The organism is Mucilaginibacter sp. 22184, from assembly GCF_052045695.1.
GTDB lineage: Bacteria > Bacteroidota > Bacteroidia > Sphingobacteriales > Sphingobacteriaceae > Mucilaginibacter.
Genome location: NZ_JBQEPI010000006.1, coordinates 37,640 through 55,973 on the forward strand (window position 1 = coordinate 37,640; position 18,334 = coordinate 55,973).

The window sequence follows — 18,334 nt, forward strand, 5'->3', positions numbered from 1 at the left end:
GCATCATCGTTACATTGACAGAAGGAAACAGTTCATTGTATAATTCAAACATTAGCCTTGCAGCCTGCCATAAATATTGATCAGAACGCCGCCGCCATCCACAGTTATAGTTTGCCCTGTCATATAATTTTGCTCCATCAAATGAAGATAGGTTAGCGCAAGGTCTTGTGGCCCGGCTATTTTACCCAAGGGAAGCTGTGATGCAGCCTGGCTAAATAAATGTTCCCTGGCTTCCGGTGGCACCAGCGACCATAGCTCTGTGTTCACGATACCAGGTGAAACCGCGTTCACCCGAATTGGCGCCAGCTCGATGGCCATTGCGCGTGTGAAGCCCTCCATTGCTGCAGTCATGCTAGCGCCGATTGCCCAACCCTTGCCCGGACTCTGCCCGGCAATACCGCTGGTTAAAGTAATAGAACCGCCCGGATTGATATAAGGCGCAGCGTATTTTACAGCGGCCATGGCACCCCAATAGCGGATATCAAAGAACTTTTTGCTGCTTTTAATGTCGATCTCGCTGAGTATTCCCGAATAAAAGGTTTCGCCGGCAGTATAAATTAAGTGATCGAAAAAGCCTGTCTGTTCAAACAGCCTTTTGATCTGCTCTTCATCGCCGGCATTAGTACAGATACCCGAAGCATTTTCAGGCAGCTGGCTAAGAGCCCTTTCCATACGTTCCGCATCACTTGATGCGATAATAACCAAGGCTCCACTGTTTGCGGCAGCAATAGCAGCGGCTAAGCCGATGCCTGCACTGCCTCCAATAATGATGACTTTTTTCCCTTCCAGGATTGATTGATGTTTTTGCATAGCTGAGTTCTTTATAATTAATACAAAGCTGCTGCATAGTATAAGAATGAATGTGCCTCAATCAAGGTTTGTCGTGTCTGGAAATGCTTCGACTTAAATCCGCGTGGTTTGAGATACAAGTATCCTTGATTGAGGCACATGGGTAAATAAAGGGTTGATGATCTTTGCTTTAAAACAAAGAGATCTATGAAAACAGTAAAATTAGGAAGCCAGGGCCTTGAAGTTCCTGCGATCGGCCTGGGCTGCATGAGCCTGGCTGGCAGCGATATCCAATTCATCTACGGAAAAACAGACGAGCAAAGTGGTGTGGCTGTGATCGAACGGGCACTTGAATTAGGCTGCAACTTTTTAGATAGCGCCGATGCTTACGGACCCTTGTCTAACGAAATATTAATAGGGAAGGTAATAGAAGGAAAACGAAATCAGGTGATCCTCGCTACCAAATGCGGTTTTGAAATTGATGACGCAGGTCAGTTTACCGGCAAGCTGAACGGCAGCAAGGCTTACATAAAAAAAGCGGCTGAGCGCTCACTGAAAAATCTAAAGACCGATTACATAGACCTTTATTATTTGCACCGCCCTGATCCTTCAACACCGATCGAAGAGACCATGGAAGCTATGGCTGAACTGGTGAAAGAAGGCAAGATCCGCTACGCAGGTCTCTCTGAAGTTTCTGCGGATCTGATCCGCAGGGCTCATGCTATCCATCCCTTAACAGCGATCGAAACAGAATACTCTCTATTTGAGCGTACATTGGACGAAGATGGCACCACAGATGTGTTGACAGAATTGGGTATTGGGCTTGTGCCGTATTCACCGCTGGGCCGGGGATTTTTATCAGGTGAACTGAAAAGTCCCGATGATTTCGATGAGAACGATGTACGCAGACATTTTGAACGCTTCCAGGGCGAAAATTTTTATAAAAACCTGGAATTAGTAAAAGCATTACAAACCATCGCTTTGGAAAAAAACGCCACCGCTTCACAACTGGCGCTGGCCTGGATCACGGCTAAAGGGCATGTGCCTATCCCCGGAACACGCAAGGTGAAATACGTGGAGGAAAACATTGCAGCCGCTGACATTTCCCTGAGCGTACAGGAACTGGCCAGGCTGGAGGCCATATTGCCGCTGGGTACTCAGCAGGCAGGCTCAAGAAGCGATGCAAAAACGACACCGGCTTCGGAAGATTAATTGACAGCTATTAATTAAAATGATAGAGGGTTATTTCCAATAATCCTCTATCTTGTTTAAGATTTCCATGAAAAATAGGGTTCCATATATCATCAATTCTATTACTGAGCTGCATACGTTGCTAGGTTTACCGAAACCAAAACATCCGCTCATCAGTATCTATCGCTATGAGCAGATTACTGAAAAAGACAATGCGTTGCTTGATTATTTTTGCCCGCAGTTCTACAGTATTGCGATCAAAAGGAACTTTAATGGTAAGATCCGCTACGGTCATAGTCATTATGATTTCAGCGAGGGAATGATGTGTTTCATTGGACCCGGTCAGCTATTAGCGCAAACCGCAGGTGAAAACACCCCGGAAGAAGGTTTTTGCCTGATGTTCCACCCGGACTTCCTTTCGGGGCATCCGCTTGGCAGCAAGATCAAAAATTACGGTTTCTTCTCCTATGAACTTACAGAAGCCCTGCACCTTTCCGACGACGAAAGAATAAAAATTGAATGCATTGTTGCTGAAATTGATACTGAGTACAGCGCCCGTATCGATGCGCTAAGTCAGGACGTCATGATCGCACAGATCGAGTTGCTGCTGCATTATTCGCAAAGGTTTTATAACCGGCAATTTATCACACGTCGTACGCTAAATCTGGGTTTGTTAGCTAAGATCGATGAGGAACTGGACATTTATTTAAAGAACGAAGCCGCTCAGAAAGGCTTGCCAACCGTGCAGTTACTCGCCGATAAATTACATGTATCAGCGAACTACCTAAGTGATATGCTCAGAACAAATACAGGCTTCAGCACCCGCCAGCATATTCAAAATAAATTGATTGAAAAAAGTAAGACGCTGTTGTTAACTACCAATGCCTCAGTCTCAGAAATTGCTTATCAGCTTGGATTTGAGCAACCGCAGTCTTTAAGTAAGTTATTTCGTCATGTGACCGGGTTAACGCCTACAGGATTCCGCACTCAGCTGAATTGACTTATGAAAATGGCTTCCTGAATAGGCCTGCTTTTAATTATTATTATCAACAAACGGTAAATTCGGTGGAACTGTTACAAACTTAGTTTCAGGAACAGCAAGCTCGATGATAGCATCGGTGGTTTTCCTGCTTATAAAGAGAGAAAAGACAAGAAAAAAGAAAAGTAAAAATTCGCTTCATTAATGGCGAATATATTCGGTATGAACCGACTGTTGCCTATCGCGATGTCTTAAAATTAGCACCCCCCTTTGAGAACGGTTAAAACCAGTTGCACAGGTAGTTATCTGCTTTAATCGTTTTAAAAAAGATCAATAATCTCAGCGACTGGCATGGATAAATCGTATAGTGTTTTTCGTAGAGTTACAAAACTGAATTAATTAAAATACTGATTGTCACTACATCTGTCTTAAAGTTCAAAAATCTCCCTCTCCTAAAAAAATAATTAAAGTCTCAACAAGAAAGTGTTAAGATGTTTTAATAAAACCCCTACTCAATATATCTCAATTTTAAATTTTAGAACCTTAAGCAATTCCGCTTTCAACTGCGTAAAAAAATCCGCACTCAACTCTCTCATCATATACAAAATAAAAAAAATGAAGCCCCGCTTAGCCCGTTAATCGGCTACCACTACCCCTTACGGGGCGATGCGTAAAACCATTTCATAGGCAATCCTGATTGGTTGTCCCAAAAATCAGCATTAAGTAAAAGGGTTGCAATAGGGAAGCACCTGTAACAAGATGATTGGTGTTGCACCCACAAAGACAAATACAGTCATGGAAATAAGAAAGTAATACCGTAATAAACTTAAATGCTTGAGCAATAAGTTATATTTGAGTATTATTCCAATTACCCTAAAATGTTATCACAAGAAAGAATAAGTAAAGCACTGGTAGCGGTTATACGGTTTTTAAAAAGTTTAGACGAACGTTTTACTAGGGATGCTTATAATCCAAACCCTACTCATTTAGAAGACCTTACACCAAATCTTGATGCCGATCCGGATAATACATATTCCGGCAACCTGATTTGGGCGCTACGAAATCCTAACGTAAAAAATATTGCACTGACCGGGCCATACGGTTCCGGCAAAAGCAGTATTATCCAAACTTTTGAAAAAAAATATCCGGAATACAAATACCTGAACGTTTCGCTTGCGTCATTTGAGGAAGAGAAAAAAACCGATCTGGATGATAGAAAACGCATCGAGATCAGTATCCTTCAGCAAATATTTTATAAAGTTAGCGCTAAAGACGTTCCTTTTTCCCGGTTCAGGCGGATCAGGAACACCGCCGGATGGCGATTTACTTCAGTTGCGATTTTCTTCATCATTTATATTATCACAACGGCATTTATTTTTAAACCAAGTTTTTTTGACCGCATTTCCTGGTGGACGAAGTTTGATAAAACCCATAATGATCCTATCCTATATTTAGCCGCGGCAGTATTTATCATTGGAACAGTACTCATTTTAATCCGTTTATTCAAAACCTATAGTAGCGCCCGATTCCACAAGCTTAATGTGACAAGTGGGGAATTCGAATTATCCGAAGAAACTGACACCTCTATCTTAAACAAACACTTAGATGAAATTCTTTATTTTTTTGAAGAAACGGATTATAATGTGCTAATCATCGAAGACCTCGATCGTTTCCAAGACCCGGAAATATTTACCAAACTGCGGGAACTCAATACGCTAATCAACAGCTCAACGCAGATCAAAAGAAAAGTGGTATTCCTCTATGCATTGAAAGACGACATATTCAAAGAGAACAACCGGACCAAGTTTTTTGATTTTATGATTCCGGTTATACCAATTATCAGCACGTCCAACTCGGGCGAAAAGCTGTTAAAGAAATTCCAGGATGCAGAAATGCAAGGCGAACTAAAAGACACCTTCATTATGGATATCACTTTGTTCATCGAGGACATGCGGATGCTGAAGAACATTTACAATGAGTTTATTTTGTACAAAAAGAAAATTGGACTGGAATTAAACCAGGAAAACCTGCTTGCCATTATTGTATACAAAAACTTTTACCCTACCGACTTTGCCGATCTGAACAGCAATAAAGGCTTGGTATTTGACAGTTTTGAACACAAAAAAACCACGGTCGATAAATTCGTTGAGGACAACGAGCATACGATTGCAGCGCACCTAAACAGTTTAAAGGAACTCGAAGATGCATTACCCAAAAGCGTTGATGAATTGCGCTCGGCTTACATTATAGCCATTCAAAAAAAAATTCCGTCTGCCAATTATGTTTATTTAAACAACAACGAATACCGCCTCGCGCAATTATTGACCCAAGAGCATTTTGATTTGCTAAAAGTACAAACCAACCTGCAAACCTCAAGCGCGAACTACAATTTCCAGCGCTCAGGAATCAGCTTTAAAATGCTGGAACAGGAGGTAAACGCCTTGCAGACCTATGATGCCCGGGAAAAATCTATTACGCTGAAAATCAATGGTGAGATTGATAAACTAAAAACCAGGATTACCCAATTGGAATTTGAAAATCAGCAAATGCGAAACTGGACATTGAAACAATTAATTGAAAAACAGCCTAAAGACGCCATACTACCAGTAGTAGAAGCTGAAAAACTCCTTAGCTACCTGCTGCGCAGAGGTTACATTGACGAGATGTACAACGCCTATATTTCCCACTTTTACGAAGGTACGATTACCCGCACGGATATGGATTTCGTAGTTAGTGTCAAAACCTATAAGTCGCTAGGGTTTAATTTTCAGCTCAAAAAAATTGAGCCTATCCTCAAAAAATTCCAAATGGGTGAATACGGGCAGGCAGAAATATTAAACACACAGTTACTGGACTTTCTGGCATTAAGCAACGCGACATACATAAAAGAATTCGAAAGCCTTATCAAACAAATCGGTAATGAATCGGTCAACTCCTTTAAATTCCTTGACAATTATCTGGAGAAAGGCAAACAGATCCCAAAGGTAATCAAAGCGCTGGGCAAAATATGGCCGGGGATGTGGGTATTTATTATCACGCAGTTTCCGCTCACTAAGGAAAAGAAAGACAATTATTTCAGGCAAATCGTCAGGAATGCAGACCTGGCAGATATCGAAAAAATGAACCTGAAAAACAGTCTATCGAATTATATCAATGAAATGGACGACTACCTTTTCCAGCTATCGCCCGGGGAGCTGCTGCAAAAACAAAAAGACCTGTTAAAAAAATTAAATATTGAATTTAAGGCTATCCGATACAATCCAGATGCCAGTGAACTATTCGACTATATTTATACCCAAAGCCTTTACGAATTAAGCGCCGGAATGCTGGAGTTTATGATTGCACAAAAGGGCGTACCAGATGACCAGTTGGCTGAAAAAATGCAGAAACGCAACTACAGCACCATCATAAATTCAGGCTGCCAGCCACTTATCAACTATGTCAATACTAACTTGGATGTATACCTGGATGACATTTTATTGGTTTTAGCGGATAACACCAAAGAAGATGAAGCGATTTTAGTGCAGCTGCTAAACCATGAATCCATTGAGGAACAAACCAAACAAGCCATTGTTGCTAAAGAGGAAGCCTGTTATCGTTTAGCCGAAATCGATCCGCTGTTGTGGAACTATGTGATGACAGAAAACAAGGCACATCCTGACTGGGAGGATTTGCTCGCTTATTACGTATACGAAGATAAATCAGATGAAGTGCTCACTATTTACCTGAACCAGTCCGATAACTACGAATTATTAGCAGATGACCCAATCGGGCCAACGGAAGGCGATAAAAAGGAAGTCGTTACATCGCTTTCCAAATTCATCATTTTAAATAATACTTTTTCTGAGAAAGCTTATTCAATGCTGGTGAAGTCCATTCCCTGGGTCTACAACATTTTGGAATTTGAAAATCTATCAGCTGATAAAGTCGACATTTTAATCGCAGCTAGGAAAATCACTACCACCAAAGCTAACTATGATCTACTGAAAGAACATTTTGACGGAAAAAATATCCGGCTACTGGAAAATAATTATGCAAAATATCTCGCCAAAAAAGAAGATTTTATGTTTGACAGCCGCGATTATTATTTACTGATCGCCTCAAAGGTATTAACCCCAAAACAAAAAACCGATTTGATTATGGAAATGGAAATCTCCGTAATCACGCCGGCCCTTGCTGACCTGATCCTGCGTTTTATCGAGGAAAATGAGAGCTTTGCCATTAGTTATGATTTGTTTATCAGATTGTTGGAAAAATCTACCACCGAGCATTTAAAACTTTCTTTGCTGGTTTCCTATCTACCTAAACTCAATCATGAACAAACAGGCGATGCGCTGCTGAAAATGGGTGGAAAATATACGCAGATCGCAGGAAAAGGTAACAGGCCGGCACTTGAGAAGTTCGGTATCAATGAACTCCTCGCCCAATTGTTGAAAACTTCCGATTTTATATCATCCTACAAACTCGAAAAAAACAAAATCGTGATCAACACGAAACGCAAGTAGTAATTGCGTTAAAGTTTGTTTTACAACTGTTTTGACTTGGCCTTTCCTTTTCTATTCAATTTTGCTTTTAAAATAATTGGAAGCATATGTTGACAACACTTCGGTCGAGTAAAATTTTATCTAATTATTTATAAATCAGTAGTTTATTGAAATGCAACATTTTGTACCTTTTAAAAAACGAAAAAAAAATAAGAACAATGAGTTATTGGAAATTTTTTGAAAAACATGAAAATTAACTATATTTGACTTAACAATTAGAGTAAACTTGCTAAATGCGTCATTCGTAGAGTAAGGAACTTTTTAAAATGTAAATTACTGATAATAAGCACATAAGAGCTAAGGTTCATGACCCTAGCTCTCCGCTGAATACTTCATCAAAAATGAGGAAAACCCTGTAATCAGTGATTTACAGGGTTTTTTATTTTCATCAATTGCTCAAAAACAACAAAAATATTCAAAAGGTCGTGGCAAAATCGTGGCAGTTTTGTTCAAAATAAAAACCGCGTTTCTGGTCCGAAAGAACCCGAAAAAGGTAGAGGAATTTATTATATTTAATCAGGAGCATCATCTAAGAAGACCAAGTGAATTATTTGTCTAAGTTGACCAGGAAAACAATGTATACGTTAGTGGATATGTGTGTGAAGTTGGATCAGGTAGTTCAAAATTCGAATCGCAATAATCAAGACTGAACTGATCCTCTTCTGCTTTATTCTGATGAGTTGGATAACTGGCCAGAATTGTGCTTAATGCTGTCTGTTCTACCGATGCCCGTCTAAGGAAATCGATGGCCTGCCTTTTGGCAATGGTAAGCAACCATGAGGCAGGCTCCCTGATAAGTACAGATTGCTCTCTTTGTTCCCAGCATTTTAAAAAAACATTCTGGCTAATATCGGCGGCCAATTCGGATGATCTTAAGTATTTACGAACAAAACGAAAAACAACATTATAATGTCGGTTATAAATTTCGGTGTACGCAAACTGATCGCCACCCTTTAAGAGAGATAATAATTCTTCGTCTGTTAAAAAACTGTGCCTCACCTAATTAATAATTTATAAAAATCAAATAGCAATAAATTGCACATCAGGCCGACTATCCCTGATTCTTGTTCATTATCCGTATCAGTTTTCGCCTTTAAAAATCCAACAACATCTATTAAGAAGATATTTTACACTACCAGCCACTGTTTCAGGATAAGCCCAGTTGCTTATTGCTTAAAAAGGAGCCCCTTCGGGGCTCCTTAACCATTATAACCTATTATAATCAAGATTCCCCTTTGATTATCTCTTTGAACCGAAAGCATAAATCCTTCATCTCTCGGTTTTATTTTTATATTTTACCTTTTCTATTTCACAGCATTTATTTCTGAAAAGCTTGACATTGAGCTCAATACGCTATAATTGCTTGTGCTGGTTAGTCTAAAACACTTTGCCTTAACAGGTTTCTGCAACACGAAATAACGGCCGAAGGATAAGCACAAAATGATCGGGGCTACAGCAACAATACAAGGTAAAGTAAGGCCGCAGATATGAGGCTGAACTTTTTTATTCAATGCGGCCCCAATGGCGTCACGATCATCCTCCACCTCATCGGATGTAGGCAGATTTTCTACCCATTGTTTTAAAAACCAGGTTTTGGGCAAGGCCTTTTCACTTTTTGTACAGGTTCCCGACTCATATTTTAGTAATATGGCTTTTATTTGCTCTTTGGTCATAATTGGAAAAGCACTGAAATTTCCTTGTAAAAGATATAGACCGCTGAGTCTAACCTATGGCCCAGATAAAAATGAAATAATTTTAAAATATTTATTGATAAAGCTTGAAGGGCATCTTATTAAAGATATTCTCTATAGTACCTTATCTGTATCGAGAGGAATACGCTAACTTTTGAGGGCGATTGTAGTTGAAGATTTATCCTTGTACCTGCACTGGATGTTAAACAATATACATTTCAATCTTTCGGCGCGCAGTTTGCCGAAGTATGGGTGGATCAGGATTTTGGAACAATTCGCGTAAAACGCTTTACCAGCGTAATGGATGTGGGCCGCATCATGAATGAAAAGACGGCGTGTTCGCAGATCATTGGGAGTGTAATTTTTGGAATAGGCGCGGCTTTGATGGAAGCGACAGAATATGATAAACTTTGGGGCAACCCGGTGGTACGCACCCTGGCGGATTATCACATCCCTGTTCATCTGGATGTTCCGCTAATCGATGTGCATTTTATTGGCAAACCCGACCCGCATATTTCACCCATTGGAGCAGGGGGTGCCGAGGAGATTGGTATCACAGGTGTATCAGCAGCGATTGCCAATGCCGTATTCAATGCAACGGGGAAAAGATTAAGAGACTTGCCATTGACGCCAGATAAATTAGTATGAAGTATTGACCGATGAAGGAAGTCAATATGATTATACAAGTCTATGGAGCTGCCTGACACCGAAAGGACAAAAGGGTAATATTAAACACTATGCTTACTGCGGCGTGTGGGAATTTCGGAATGGAAAAACAGCCGGGTTGCGGGCTTTTGTTATCGAAATTAATTCATAACCCATCATGGGGTGAAACACGTTTTAAAATATAAGATAGCAGGGCTGCGAAAAAAACGTAGCCTGCGAAAATAAAATAGCCCGGCTGTAACGAGGTTCCATTTGAGGTTATTACATTTAACGATTCGCTGTGAATATTGAGGTTCGACAGCTGGCTTTTTAAAATACCATTTAAACCGATATAAGTCATTAACATACCAACTATCATTACATCTGACATATCCCATTTACCCAATTCGAATGTGAGGTAACGAACTATGCCATTGCCGCCAAACTTTTGGGGACTAAGCACATAAATCCCTTTGGCGATAAGCCTCAGGAGGGGTAGAATGAGGATAAACAGCAGAATAAGTATACCAACAACGATAGCATCTGGTTTGGACTGAGCGATTAATGTTTCAACCACCCCCAGGATACTTTTGCTTTGATAAAACAGCACCTGGTTTTTAAATTCCACCTTACCATTTAGCAGCCCCAGATCCAGCGATTGGATACGCGCATCCACCTCTATTACAGGCAGCAGGCTACCTGTTATCAACATCACCATGGCAAAAATCAACGCGAAAACAAATAATGGCGTTTGCATATGCACCTGCTTTCGCAAACTAAACCACAGTAATAGAGCCAATAATACACAACCCAGCATGATACATACATATTGTATAAGCTGTATTTTCAACGCAGAAAGCCTTTGATCTATACGCTGGTTAAAAGCAACCGGATTAGATACCTTATATTTTTTGTACACATATTTAGTAACAGTGTAATTGGCTACACTAACACTGTCATAGATCTGTTTAGTCAACTGGTTAACCTTGCTTCCGGCAATGTTTTTCAGCCGCTTTTCGCTTTCAGGGCTGCTTATTTTAGCAACAACGGTTTTAGCGAAGGGCTTTACCTGCGCTTGTAATTCGGCCGAGTCGACCAGCGTATTGAAGGCCAGTTTTTTCAACTTGCCCCCTAGCCCCTTCTGAGGCTGATTGATCTCAGCTACGGTTTTGCTAATCAGTTCATGCATTTGCTTTTCCACCATCACCAGCAGATCTTTTTGCTGCGCTTTTGTTATATGAAAATCCTGTATCTGGCTGCTTAGCACATCGGTAATACGGTCTCGCCACTGATCTATAGAAAATAAGCCGAATGAAACACTATTGGATAAGCTATAATCTTCCTTAACCTGTTCCCGCTCGGCAGAAACCCCTGCCAGGCGATAGCCCGAATAAACCGCACCACCTAACAAAAGGCTAAGCCCGATAAGTACAATTATATTTAAAATGGTGTACTTCATTTAGTGAGCATTATAGGGTGTTATATATTTCAGAATAGTAGATAAGATCAACCCGTACAATACAAAGCTGATAAAAATGATATATCCAGGCTGCAATGCCGTGTTATTGGTCGTGATGAGCGTCAGGTCATCACCGCGAATATTGAGCATAGCGAGTTGTTTGTCTAACAAGCCGTTCAAACCGATATAAGTCATTAATATAGCGATAACGATAACATCGGCCATGCTCCATTTTCCGGATTGAAAAGCAAAATATTTGATCACGCGGTTCTCGGCCAGCTTTCTTTTGCTAAGCAAATGGATACCCGTGGAACTAAGTTTCATGACCGGGAAGAGGATACTAAAACAAAGGATAAGTATACCTACCGCAATAGAATCAATGGCCGGTTGTTTCACCAATACTTCTACTACACCCAAAATGCTCTTACTTTCGTAAAACAATACCTGATCTTTAAAGGAAACGTGCTCGCCAAGCAACACAAAATCAAGCGTTTTAATACGGCAATCCACCTCAATCATCGAAGCGCTCAGCCCTACTGCCAGTAATACAAATGCAAATAATAACGAAAGTATAAACAGCGTGCCGTGCAGTTCGGTACGCTTACGCAATACCCACCACAGTACCAGAACAGCCAGTATGCAGGCTAGCATAAAAAAGCAATAACGGTACATTTCCACACGGACAGCCTGTAGTAAGCCATCCAGTTTTTGATTCAGCTGTTCTTTAGAGTGAACCCCATATTTATGGTACATGTTATCAAACAGGGCATGATTGGCCCGCAATGTACTGTCTATGCTTTCGGTATGCTGCAACTGGGTAAATTTACCCATCGCCAGGTTGCTCAGTTTGGTCTTTTGGTTGGGATTGTCTGCCTTGGTGATGATAGATCGGGCTAAATCAGGAACCTGCGCCTTGATCTTATCTGTTTTAACGAAGGTTTTTATGGCAGCCTTGCGAATTTTTCCGACCAGGCTTTGAGGTTTTTTCTCCACCATAGCTTCGGCTTTATTGATGAGGGCGTAAAGCACAGATTCAACTTCAGTCTGCAGCTCCTTTTTTTGTTTGGATGTCAATTGGAAATGTTTTACCTGCCGGTTCACGATGCCCGCTACTTCGTCGCGCCATTGATCTACAGACAATAAACCGTAGGATATATTATTAACGGTGGAATGGTCGAGCTTGATGGTTTCCTGCTTTGCCGATAGCTCGTGTAGCCGCCAGCTAAAAAAACCTTCCAGGCCCAGTAAAACAGTAAGACCCAGGATTAAAAGTAGTTTTGGTAAAAGATTTTGTGTTTTCAAAATGTGATAAATCAGGCGACTAATTTTTGTAACTATACCGTACGGCCGCGTCGCTTTTAAAGCGATTGTCAATTTGCGTTTTCAATAGCAAAGATGCCTGAATAGAAAAAAATGGTTCCATACTATTAGGTTTAATTACCTATCATACAATATCATGCCATTGCCTTTTCATGAATGAAAAGGAACGTTAATTGCTCTTTCTGTATTTTTTTTCGGACAAGATTTACAGGTTCGCGGAATGGAACGTTTCCATAAACTCTTTCCAAGAATAGTTATATAATATACCTTTCTGATAGCGAGGATTTAAAGAAAATTGTACCCTTTATGCGCAATAAGTTTGAACTGCACATGTTCAGGCATTTATATTTACTTATTTTTCAAAAAGCCGCACTGTTCAAGACGCGGCTTTTACTCAAATTGATGATTTGTAGGATTTACATATCCCTTAAACCTTTAATCGTATCATGACTTGCGTTAATACTTTGTCCCTGAGTTTGTATTAACTGACGAGCTTCTGGCTCCAGTTCAGTTTCTGTCAGTGCATCACGGTAAGCTTTTTTTATAGCATCTTCACCACGTTCACATTCTTCAAGTATGCTTTTACGATCACTGCCGCCAAATAAAGCTTTTACGTCGATCCAGGCACGGTGTAATGAGCCTGACACACTGGTGCCTGTTTCCGGGGCGCCATTATTTCTACCTACCGCGGCTGCCAGTTCGGTTACGTTTGTACGGCTCTGCTGTGCCAATTGATCGAAAGTAGCTTTTAGATCAATGTTTTCATCATTCAGATCAGCAGCAGCTTTTTCAAATCCTGCGGCGCGGTCATTGTTGATCTCAATCAAGTCATTTAATATGTCGGTTGTTTTCTCTGTAGTTTCCATGAGTGTTTATTAATTATTATTGATCATTATTTATGTTATCTATTATCTTATTATCTCTAAGCGCGATGGTTGATCCTATTCAGAGACGGCCTGTTCATTGATGGAGGTTTCTGCAAGCCCGGTCAATGCATGATCCGTCGTTTTTTCATTTTCCAGTGTTTGACCTAATAATGCCGCCACTTCCGTATGTCCCATACTACCGGCGAAAGCTTTAAGTGTTCCATAGGTAGCGATCTCATAATGCTCCACTTTTTGTGCGGCCAGGATCAGACCTGCATCGCGAATCAGGGTTCCTGCTTCCGTATCTTCTACTATGCCATTAGCTTCTTCAATTAAACCTGCCATAGCATCACATTTTTTTGCTACCGCTTTTTCACCTAGTAATCCAAATACTTTTTCCAAAGTGTCTACATGCGTTTGGGTCTCCTGTGTATGCTTATCAAAAGCTGCGGCCAGTTCTGGGCTTGTAGCCGCCTTTTTCATTTTTGGTAACGCCTTGACCAGGTGTTTTTCGGCCCAGTAAATATCTTTCAGTTCGTCTACAAAGAATTCATGAAATTCTGAGTTCTTCATTTTTCCGTTTTTGCCAATCGTGGTCTTTGTGCCGTTGTTTTCTGTTAAAGTTGTCATAGGATGTTGTTTTATAAGATGTTCTTTAACAACCTTAATAACAGACTAAAGTTTTAATTGAGTTGTTATTTTTTTATCAATTAGTAAATTATTTATTTTTTAATTAAATAATCAAACATTAAGATTCATTTCTTTGTAGTAAATAAATCCCGTCCCGCCCAGTAAGCTGCTATATTAAAATTTATGAAAAGATTGAAATCTATAGTACCGATGGTTTGCCGTTTATGGTGTTGCTCAGCTACGGGGGCAATGAGTAAAACTTAAAATCAAATGATGATGGTTGATTTAAATGAAGTATTGATACATGCAGCCCGAAAATCCAGACTGGTTTTGTAGCGTTTGGCCGGGGAATAAAACCAGGAACGATATTGCCATTAATGGGGCTGGAAGATATAGCACCCCTAATCAACCTTAAGTTAAAAACCGATGGTATTCTTTACCCAGGCATCCTGTCGCCGAAAAAGTAAATACAACTCATCCCATAAACATTAGAGCTTAAAGATCATATCCATAGCGATGCCAGGGTAAACAATAACGCTACGGTCATGATCAAAAATCCAAGTTTCAGGAAAGCCCAGGCGCTCACGCTTTGCCCTTCCCTACGCAGGGCTACCAGCCATAAGATCGTAGCGAGGGAGCCGGTTATCGAAAGATTAGGACCCAAATCGACACCGATTAAAGCAGAACTTTTGATGATGTCAGGTATATGACCGCCCTGTATAACGCTACCCGTTATAAGCCCCACAGGCAAATTATTCATCAGGTTGCAGGCAAAGGCAATAACAATACCAGTTCCCCAGGCGGTTTGGTTAACTGCATTTTGTGCATTTTGGTGCAACAGAATATTCAACACTTGAATTACACCCGTTTTGCTGAGGGCTTCAACCAGTACAAAAAGTCCCGCTACCAATGGAAGTACACTCCAGGACACATCTTTTACAACTATCCATGGATTTTTCCTGGCCCTGATGATCACAATACCTGAGGTGATTATTCCAGTAACCGCTGTAGGGAATCCCAACTGAATATTTAAGGCCGAAGCTACCAGAAGGATCACAGCAGTACCAACAATACCAAAAATCGCTGTTCTACCTCCTTCCGAGAGTATGGGTATTAGAATATTGGTTTCAATTTTCTGCTTTAGGGCGTTTCGCTGAGTCAAGTAAAGCATCAGATATGTTATGCCTATAGCAACTATCGAAGGTATAATATATTGTGACAGCCACAGTAGTAATGGCGGCATATGATCTCCGTAAATAACCAGGTTGGCAGGATTTGATATGGGCAGCACAAAAGAAGCGGCGTTGGCAATGAAGGCGCAAATTAAAAGATAAGGAAGTGGCTTTTGAACCTTAGCCGCCTTTACCGCAGCAGCTACTGCAGGTGTTAATACCACAGCCGTAGCATCATTGGATAAAAACGTGGTAACAACAATGCCAACCAGGTAAATTAAAAAAAAAAGGCGGGTTGATGATCCTTTAGCCATCTGCGTGGCATGGGCAGCCAGCCAGTCAAAAAGTTTTTCCTCCCGGGCTGTTTCGGCTAATAGCATCATACCCATTAAAAACAAATAAACGTCGGTACCTTTGGTAATTCCTAAAAAAGCATCCGCGGGTGAAATGAGCTGTAGTACAACCAGCAGAACAGCACCAGATACAGCCCAAACAGCTTCCGGTATTTTAAATGGTCGGATAATAACGCCCGATATAGCTAAAAAAGTAACAATCCAGATAATATAATGAGCCATAAGAGCGTGTGTTTTGCCGACAAATGTAATCATGTTTTAAAGGCTGGCTGCAATAACAGGTTTAACAACACAAGCCTTTCTTATTATTTTAGAGAACATCAGCCATAAAAATATAGACATTACCGCAAAACTCCCCAAAACCAGGAAAGCCGCGCTAAAGTTCATACTTTGAGCTATCCATCCACCTATGGCAGGGCTAAGCGAGGCGCCAAGTCCCTGGATAGTCATTACAGCGCCCTGTCCAATATTTATACGCCCCGTACCATTCAAAATATGAGCCACCAGACCTGGTACTGCCACACTTTGTAAACCTGCGCCAACGCCATCCAGTATTTGTACCGGATATAACCCCACATGACTAATCATATGGGCCGCGATAAAACCGCGAACCGGAAGCGCTAAAAAAGAGATTAACATTACTAACCAATAACCGTTTTTAGCTGCCATTCGCATCGCTATCACCGACATTCCAATCATGGATAATTGTGCAATAACAATAGTCATAGCTACAAACATAATAGGATTTCCCTGATTGTTTACCGCAGCCGCCATTCCGTAGAGAGGCAGCATTGCCCCATTGCCTAAATGGAATGCCGCAAGCGCCCCGGCGAGGATTAAAAGAGGTTTGCAAGTAAGCAGGGTTTTAAGGCCACTGGCTTTTTCAGCCATTGCTGTTTCCTTTCTTAAACCCCGGGCGGCATCATTATCAATTGTTTTAGCAGGTATCAACGATATAGATATAATAGATAACATTCCGAAGATGGCTGCGAGTCCAAACACTGCAGGCATGCCAAACTTCATACCCAAATAACCCGATAATCCGGCCCCTACTACATTACCTGCATGGTTAAAAGCCTGATTATAGCCATTTTGACGATTGAACCCGGATTGTTTTACAATACCCAGTGTAATGCCAATTACTGCAGGCCCAATTGCCGCTCCTGCTATAGCGGTAGCTACCTGAGATATACTTATCAGCCAGAAATTTTGAGATATTAAAATTACTCCGGAAGCAATAATGGTAAAAACACCAGGGATAACAACGTACATGCGCTTACGTTTTGTCGCATCGATCAGTGCACCTGCAGGCGCAGTCATTAACATGCCGGCAACGCCGCCTATGGTCATTACAAAGCCTATTAAACCGCTTTTCCATCCATGGGCTAATAAAAATATACCCAAGAAAGGGCCAATACCGGCCTGCATATCAGCCATAAAAAAATTAAGGGACTGGAGTGCCGGAATAACTTTTTTATCAATATAGAGGGAGGACTGTTTGTTCATGCTGCAAGTTTCAACAGCATTTGATCATCAATGTTTGGGTTTAAATTATATTAAACAAAACATCGATGGCTATTCCCCTTATGAAGTGTTCTTCAATTAAGATGGGCTAAAATTTAACCAGCAGTTTTTCTGAAACAAGCTTGCCATCTTTATAGTATTCAAAGAACCAGCTATCGTTCTTTTTTAGTACCACGCCGTTAGAAGTTCCATTGCTTGCTATAAAATAATCCTGAACTGAAGTTTTAGTAAGGGTTAAAACTATTTTGGGTGTAGTATCAATTAATTGATATCCGTTGGCTATAGCCTGGGCATATAAAGTTCCGGTGGGCTGATTTGTTTCTGCTTGTGCCGGTTTTGCTGCGGTAGTTGCATTAGCAGTTGCAGCAACAGTTGAAACAACTGCAGGTGATGTAGCAATTGCTGGCTGGGTAGTTGTGTTTACAGCCGTTAAGGAAGGAGCAGCTGTGGTAGCTGTTGACTGTGTCACTGGTGTATTAACGCCACCGTTATAAGCATATGATACTGCATCTAATGATGTAAAGGATTCTCTTAGGGCCAGATTATAAGAAACCCGGTATTCCTTTTCTCGGCTTTTACCCTCTTTGCACTTAAAAACTATATTACCCTGGCAATCTTTTAATAAAAGCGTAACACTGGTAGTAAACATGGTATTTTTTTCTAACAGGTCAACATTCAGTGCCTGGCATTTATTATTTGCTATTTCACTTGGCAATTCTGCATTATCAAAATAAACAGTAAAGCCTTTCTCTGCTAAAAGACCTTTGGTCAGAGTGTTTAACCCATACTGATCTTTTTGTTTCAGAAAGCTAAACTTCTCAGGCACTACAACATATTTATAATTGTTGATGGTATTTTGAGCATACACAGAAAATGAGCTGAGTAACAGGAATAATAAAACGTATCTTTTCATATAGAAACAAGTATGATGTAACCGCAGGCTTAATGATTGATTTGTTTGAAAATCCATTATCAGAAGCTTTACAGGTTATGATGAATGGCACTAAAATTAGTAATATTTTCTAATATGTTTAAGTCATTGAACGTGTTCCAATACTTTTTCTGCCTGGCTGCTGTTATACGTTTGTAAAACAATTAACCACCTGATATTTTTGTTTAACATAATTTAACTAATATTTATTTGGTGGTTTGAGTTTGCTTTCTTTAATTT

General features: G+C 40.5%; 14 protein-coding genes. 4 read left to right on the forward strand and 10 right to left on the reverse strand.

Annotation, left to right across the window (positions count from 1 at the left end; genetic code table 11):
- Positions 1-51: 51 nt before the first annotated feature.
- The gene (locus tag ACTJKG_RS14225) at positions 52-810 is read right to left on the reverse strand and encodes an SDR family oxidoreductase (protein WP_440739600.1); all 759 of its coding nucleotides are present in this window, start codon (positions 808-810) and stop codon (positions 52-54) included.
- A 186-nt stretch (positions 811-996) separates the two neighbouring features.
- Between ACTJKG_RS14225 and ACTJKG_RS14230 the strand changes: the two genes are divergently transcribed.
- The 3 genes from ACTJKG_RS14230 (at position 997) to ACTJKG_RS14240 (ending at position 7,464) form a co-directional block, all read left to right on the forward strand.
- A complete protein-coding gene (locus ACTJKG_RS14230) occupies positions 997-2,001 on the forward strand; it encodes an aldo/keto reductase (RefSeq protein ID WP_440739601.1) in 1,005 nt (334 codons plus the stop codon).
- A gap of 67 nt (positions 2,002-2,068) precedes the next feature.
- The gene (locus ACTJKG_RS14235; RefSeq protein WP_440739602.1) at positions 2,069-2,980 is read left to right on the forward strand and encodes a helix-turn-helix domain-containing protein; all 912 of its coding nucleotides are present in this window, start codon (positions 2,069-2,071) and stop codon (positions 2,978-2,980) included.
- 857 nt (positions 2,981-3,837) lie between these two features.
- Positions 3,838-7,464 (forward strand): YobI family P-loop NTPase, encoded by a 3,627-nt coding sequence (locus ACTJKG_RS14240; RefSeq protein WP_440739603.1) that lies wholly within the window; start codon positions 3,838-3,840, stop codon positions 7,462-7,464.
- Positions 7,465-8,058: 594 nt separating this feature from the next.
- Here ACTJKG_RS14240 and ACTJKG_RS14245 read toward each other — a convergent pair.
- Together ACTJKG_RS14245 and ACTJKG_RS14250 are read right to left on the reverse strand one after the other, a co-directional pair.
- The gene (locus tag ACTJKG_RS14245) at positions 8,059-8,502 is read right to left on the reverse strand and encodes an RNA polymerase sigma factor (protein WP_172333714.1); all 444 of its coding nucleotides are present in this window, start codon (positions 8,500-8,502) and stop codon (positions 8,059-8,061) included.
- A 305-nt stretch (positions 8,503-8,807) separates the two neighbouring features.
- On the reverse strand, positions 8,808-9,176 hold the full coding sequence (locus tag ACTJKG_RS14250; RefSeq protein WP_172333715.1) for a hypothetical protein: 369 nt from the start codon (positions 9,174-9,176) through the stop codon (positions 8,808-8,810).
- Between the two features lie 213 nt (positions 9,177-9,389).
- On the opposite strand from ACTJKG_RS14250, the gene ACTJKG_RS14255 reads away from it, so the two are divergent.
- The gene (locus ACTJKG_RS14255) at positions 9,390-9,842 is read left to right on the forward strand and encodes a xanthine dehydrogenase family protein molybdopterin-binding subunit (protein ID WP_253952168.1); all 453 of its coding nucleotides are present in this window, start codon (positions 9,390-9,392) and stop codon (positions 9,840-9,842) included.
- Positions 9,843-10,005: 163 nt separating this feature from the next.
- Here the strand turns inward: ACTJKG_RS14255 and ACTJKG_RS14260 are convergent, their stop codons facing one another.
- From ACTJKG_RS14260 to ACTJKG_RS14290, 7 genes are all read right to left on the reverse strand, one after another.
- Positions 10,006-11,298, reverse strand: coding sequence for a paraquat-inducible protein A (locus tag ACTJKG_RS14260; protein WP_440739604.1), 1,293 nt, complete (start codon positions 11,296-11,298; stop codon positions 10,006-10,008).
- Positions 11,299-12,600, reverse strand: coding sequence for a paraquat-inducible protein A (locus tag ACTJKG_RS14265; protein ID WP_440739605.1), 1,302 nt, complete (start codon positions 12,598-12,600; stop codon positions 11,299-11,301).
- Positions 12,601-13,034: 434 nt separating this feature from the next.
- Positions 13,035-13,484 (reverse strand): ferritin-like domain-containing protein, encoded by a 450-nt coding sequence (locus ACTJKG_RS14270; protein WP_440739606.1) that lies wholly within the window; start codon positions 13,482-13,484, stop codon positions 13,035-13,037.
- Positions 13,485-13,559: 75 nt separating this feature from the next.
- Entirely contained in the window at positions 13,560-14,114 is a 555-nt protein-coding gene (locus ACTJKG_RS14275) for a YciE/YciF ferroxidase family protein (RefSeq protein ID WP_440739607.1), read from the reverse strand.
- 502 nt (positions 14,115-14,616) lie between these two features.
- A complete protein-coding gene (locus ACTJKG_RS14280; RefSeq protein WP_253952153.1) occupies positions 14,617-15,894 on the reverse strand; it encodes an arsenic transporter in 1,278 nt (425 codons plus the stop codon).
- Between the two features lie 3 nt (positions 15,895-15,897).
- Positions 15,898-17,145: an MFS transporter gene (locus ACTJKG_RS14285; RefSeq protein WP_440739608.1), complete on the reverse strand. Its 1,248-nt coding sequence runs from the start codon at positions 17,143-17,145 to the stop codon at positions 15,898-15,900.
- Positions 17,146-17,251: 106 nt separating this feature from the next.
- Positions 17,252-18,076, reverse strand: coding sequence for a hypothetical protein (locus ACTJKG_RS14290; RefSeq protein ID WP_440739609.1), 825 nt, complete (start codon positions 18,074-18,076; stop codon positions 17,252-17,254).
- Positions 18,077-18,334 lie beyond the last annotated feature (258 nt).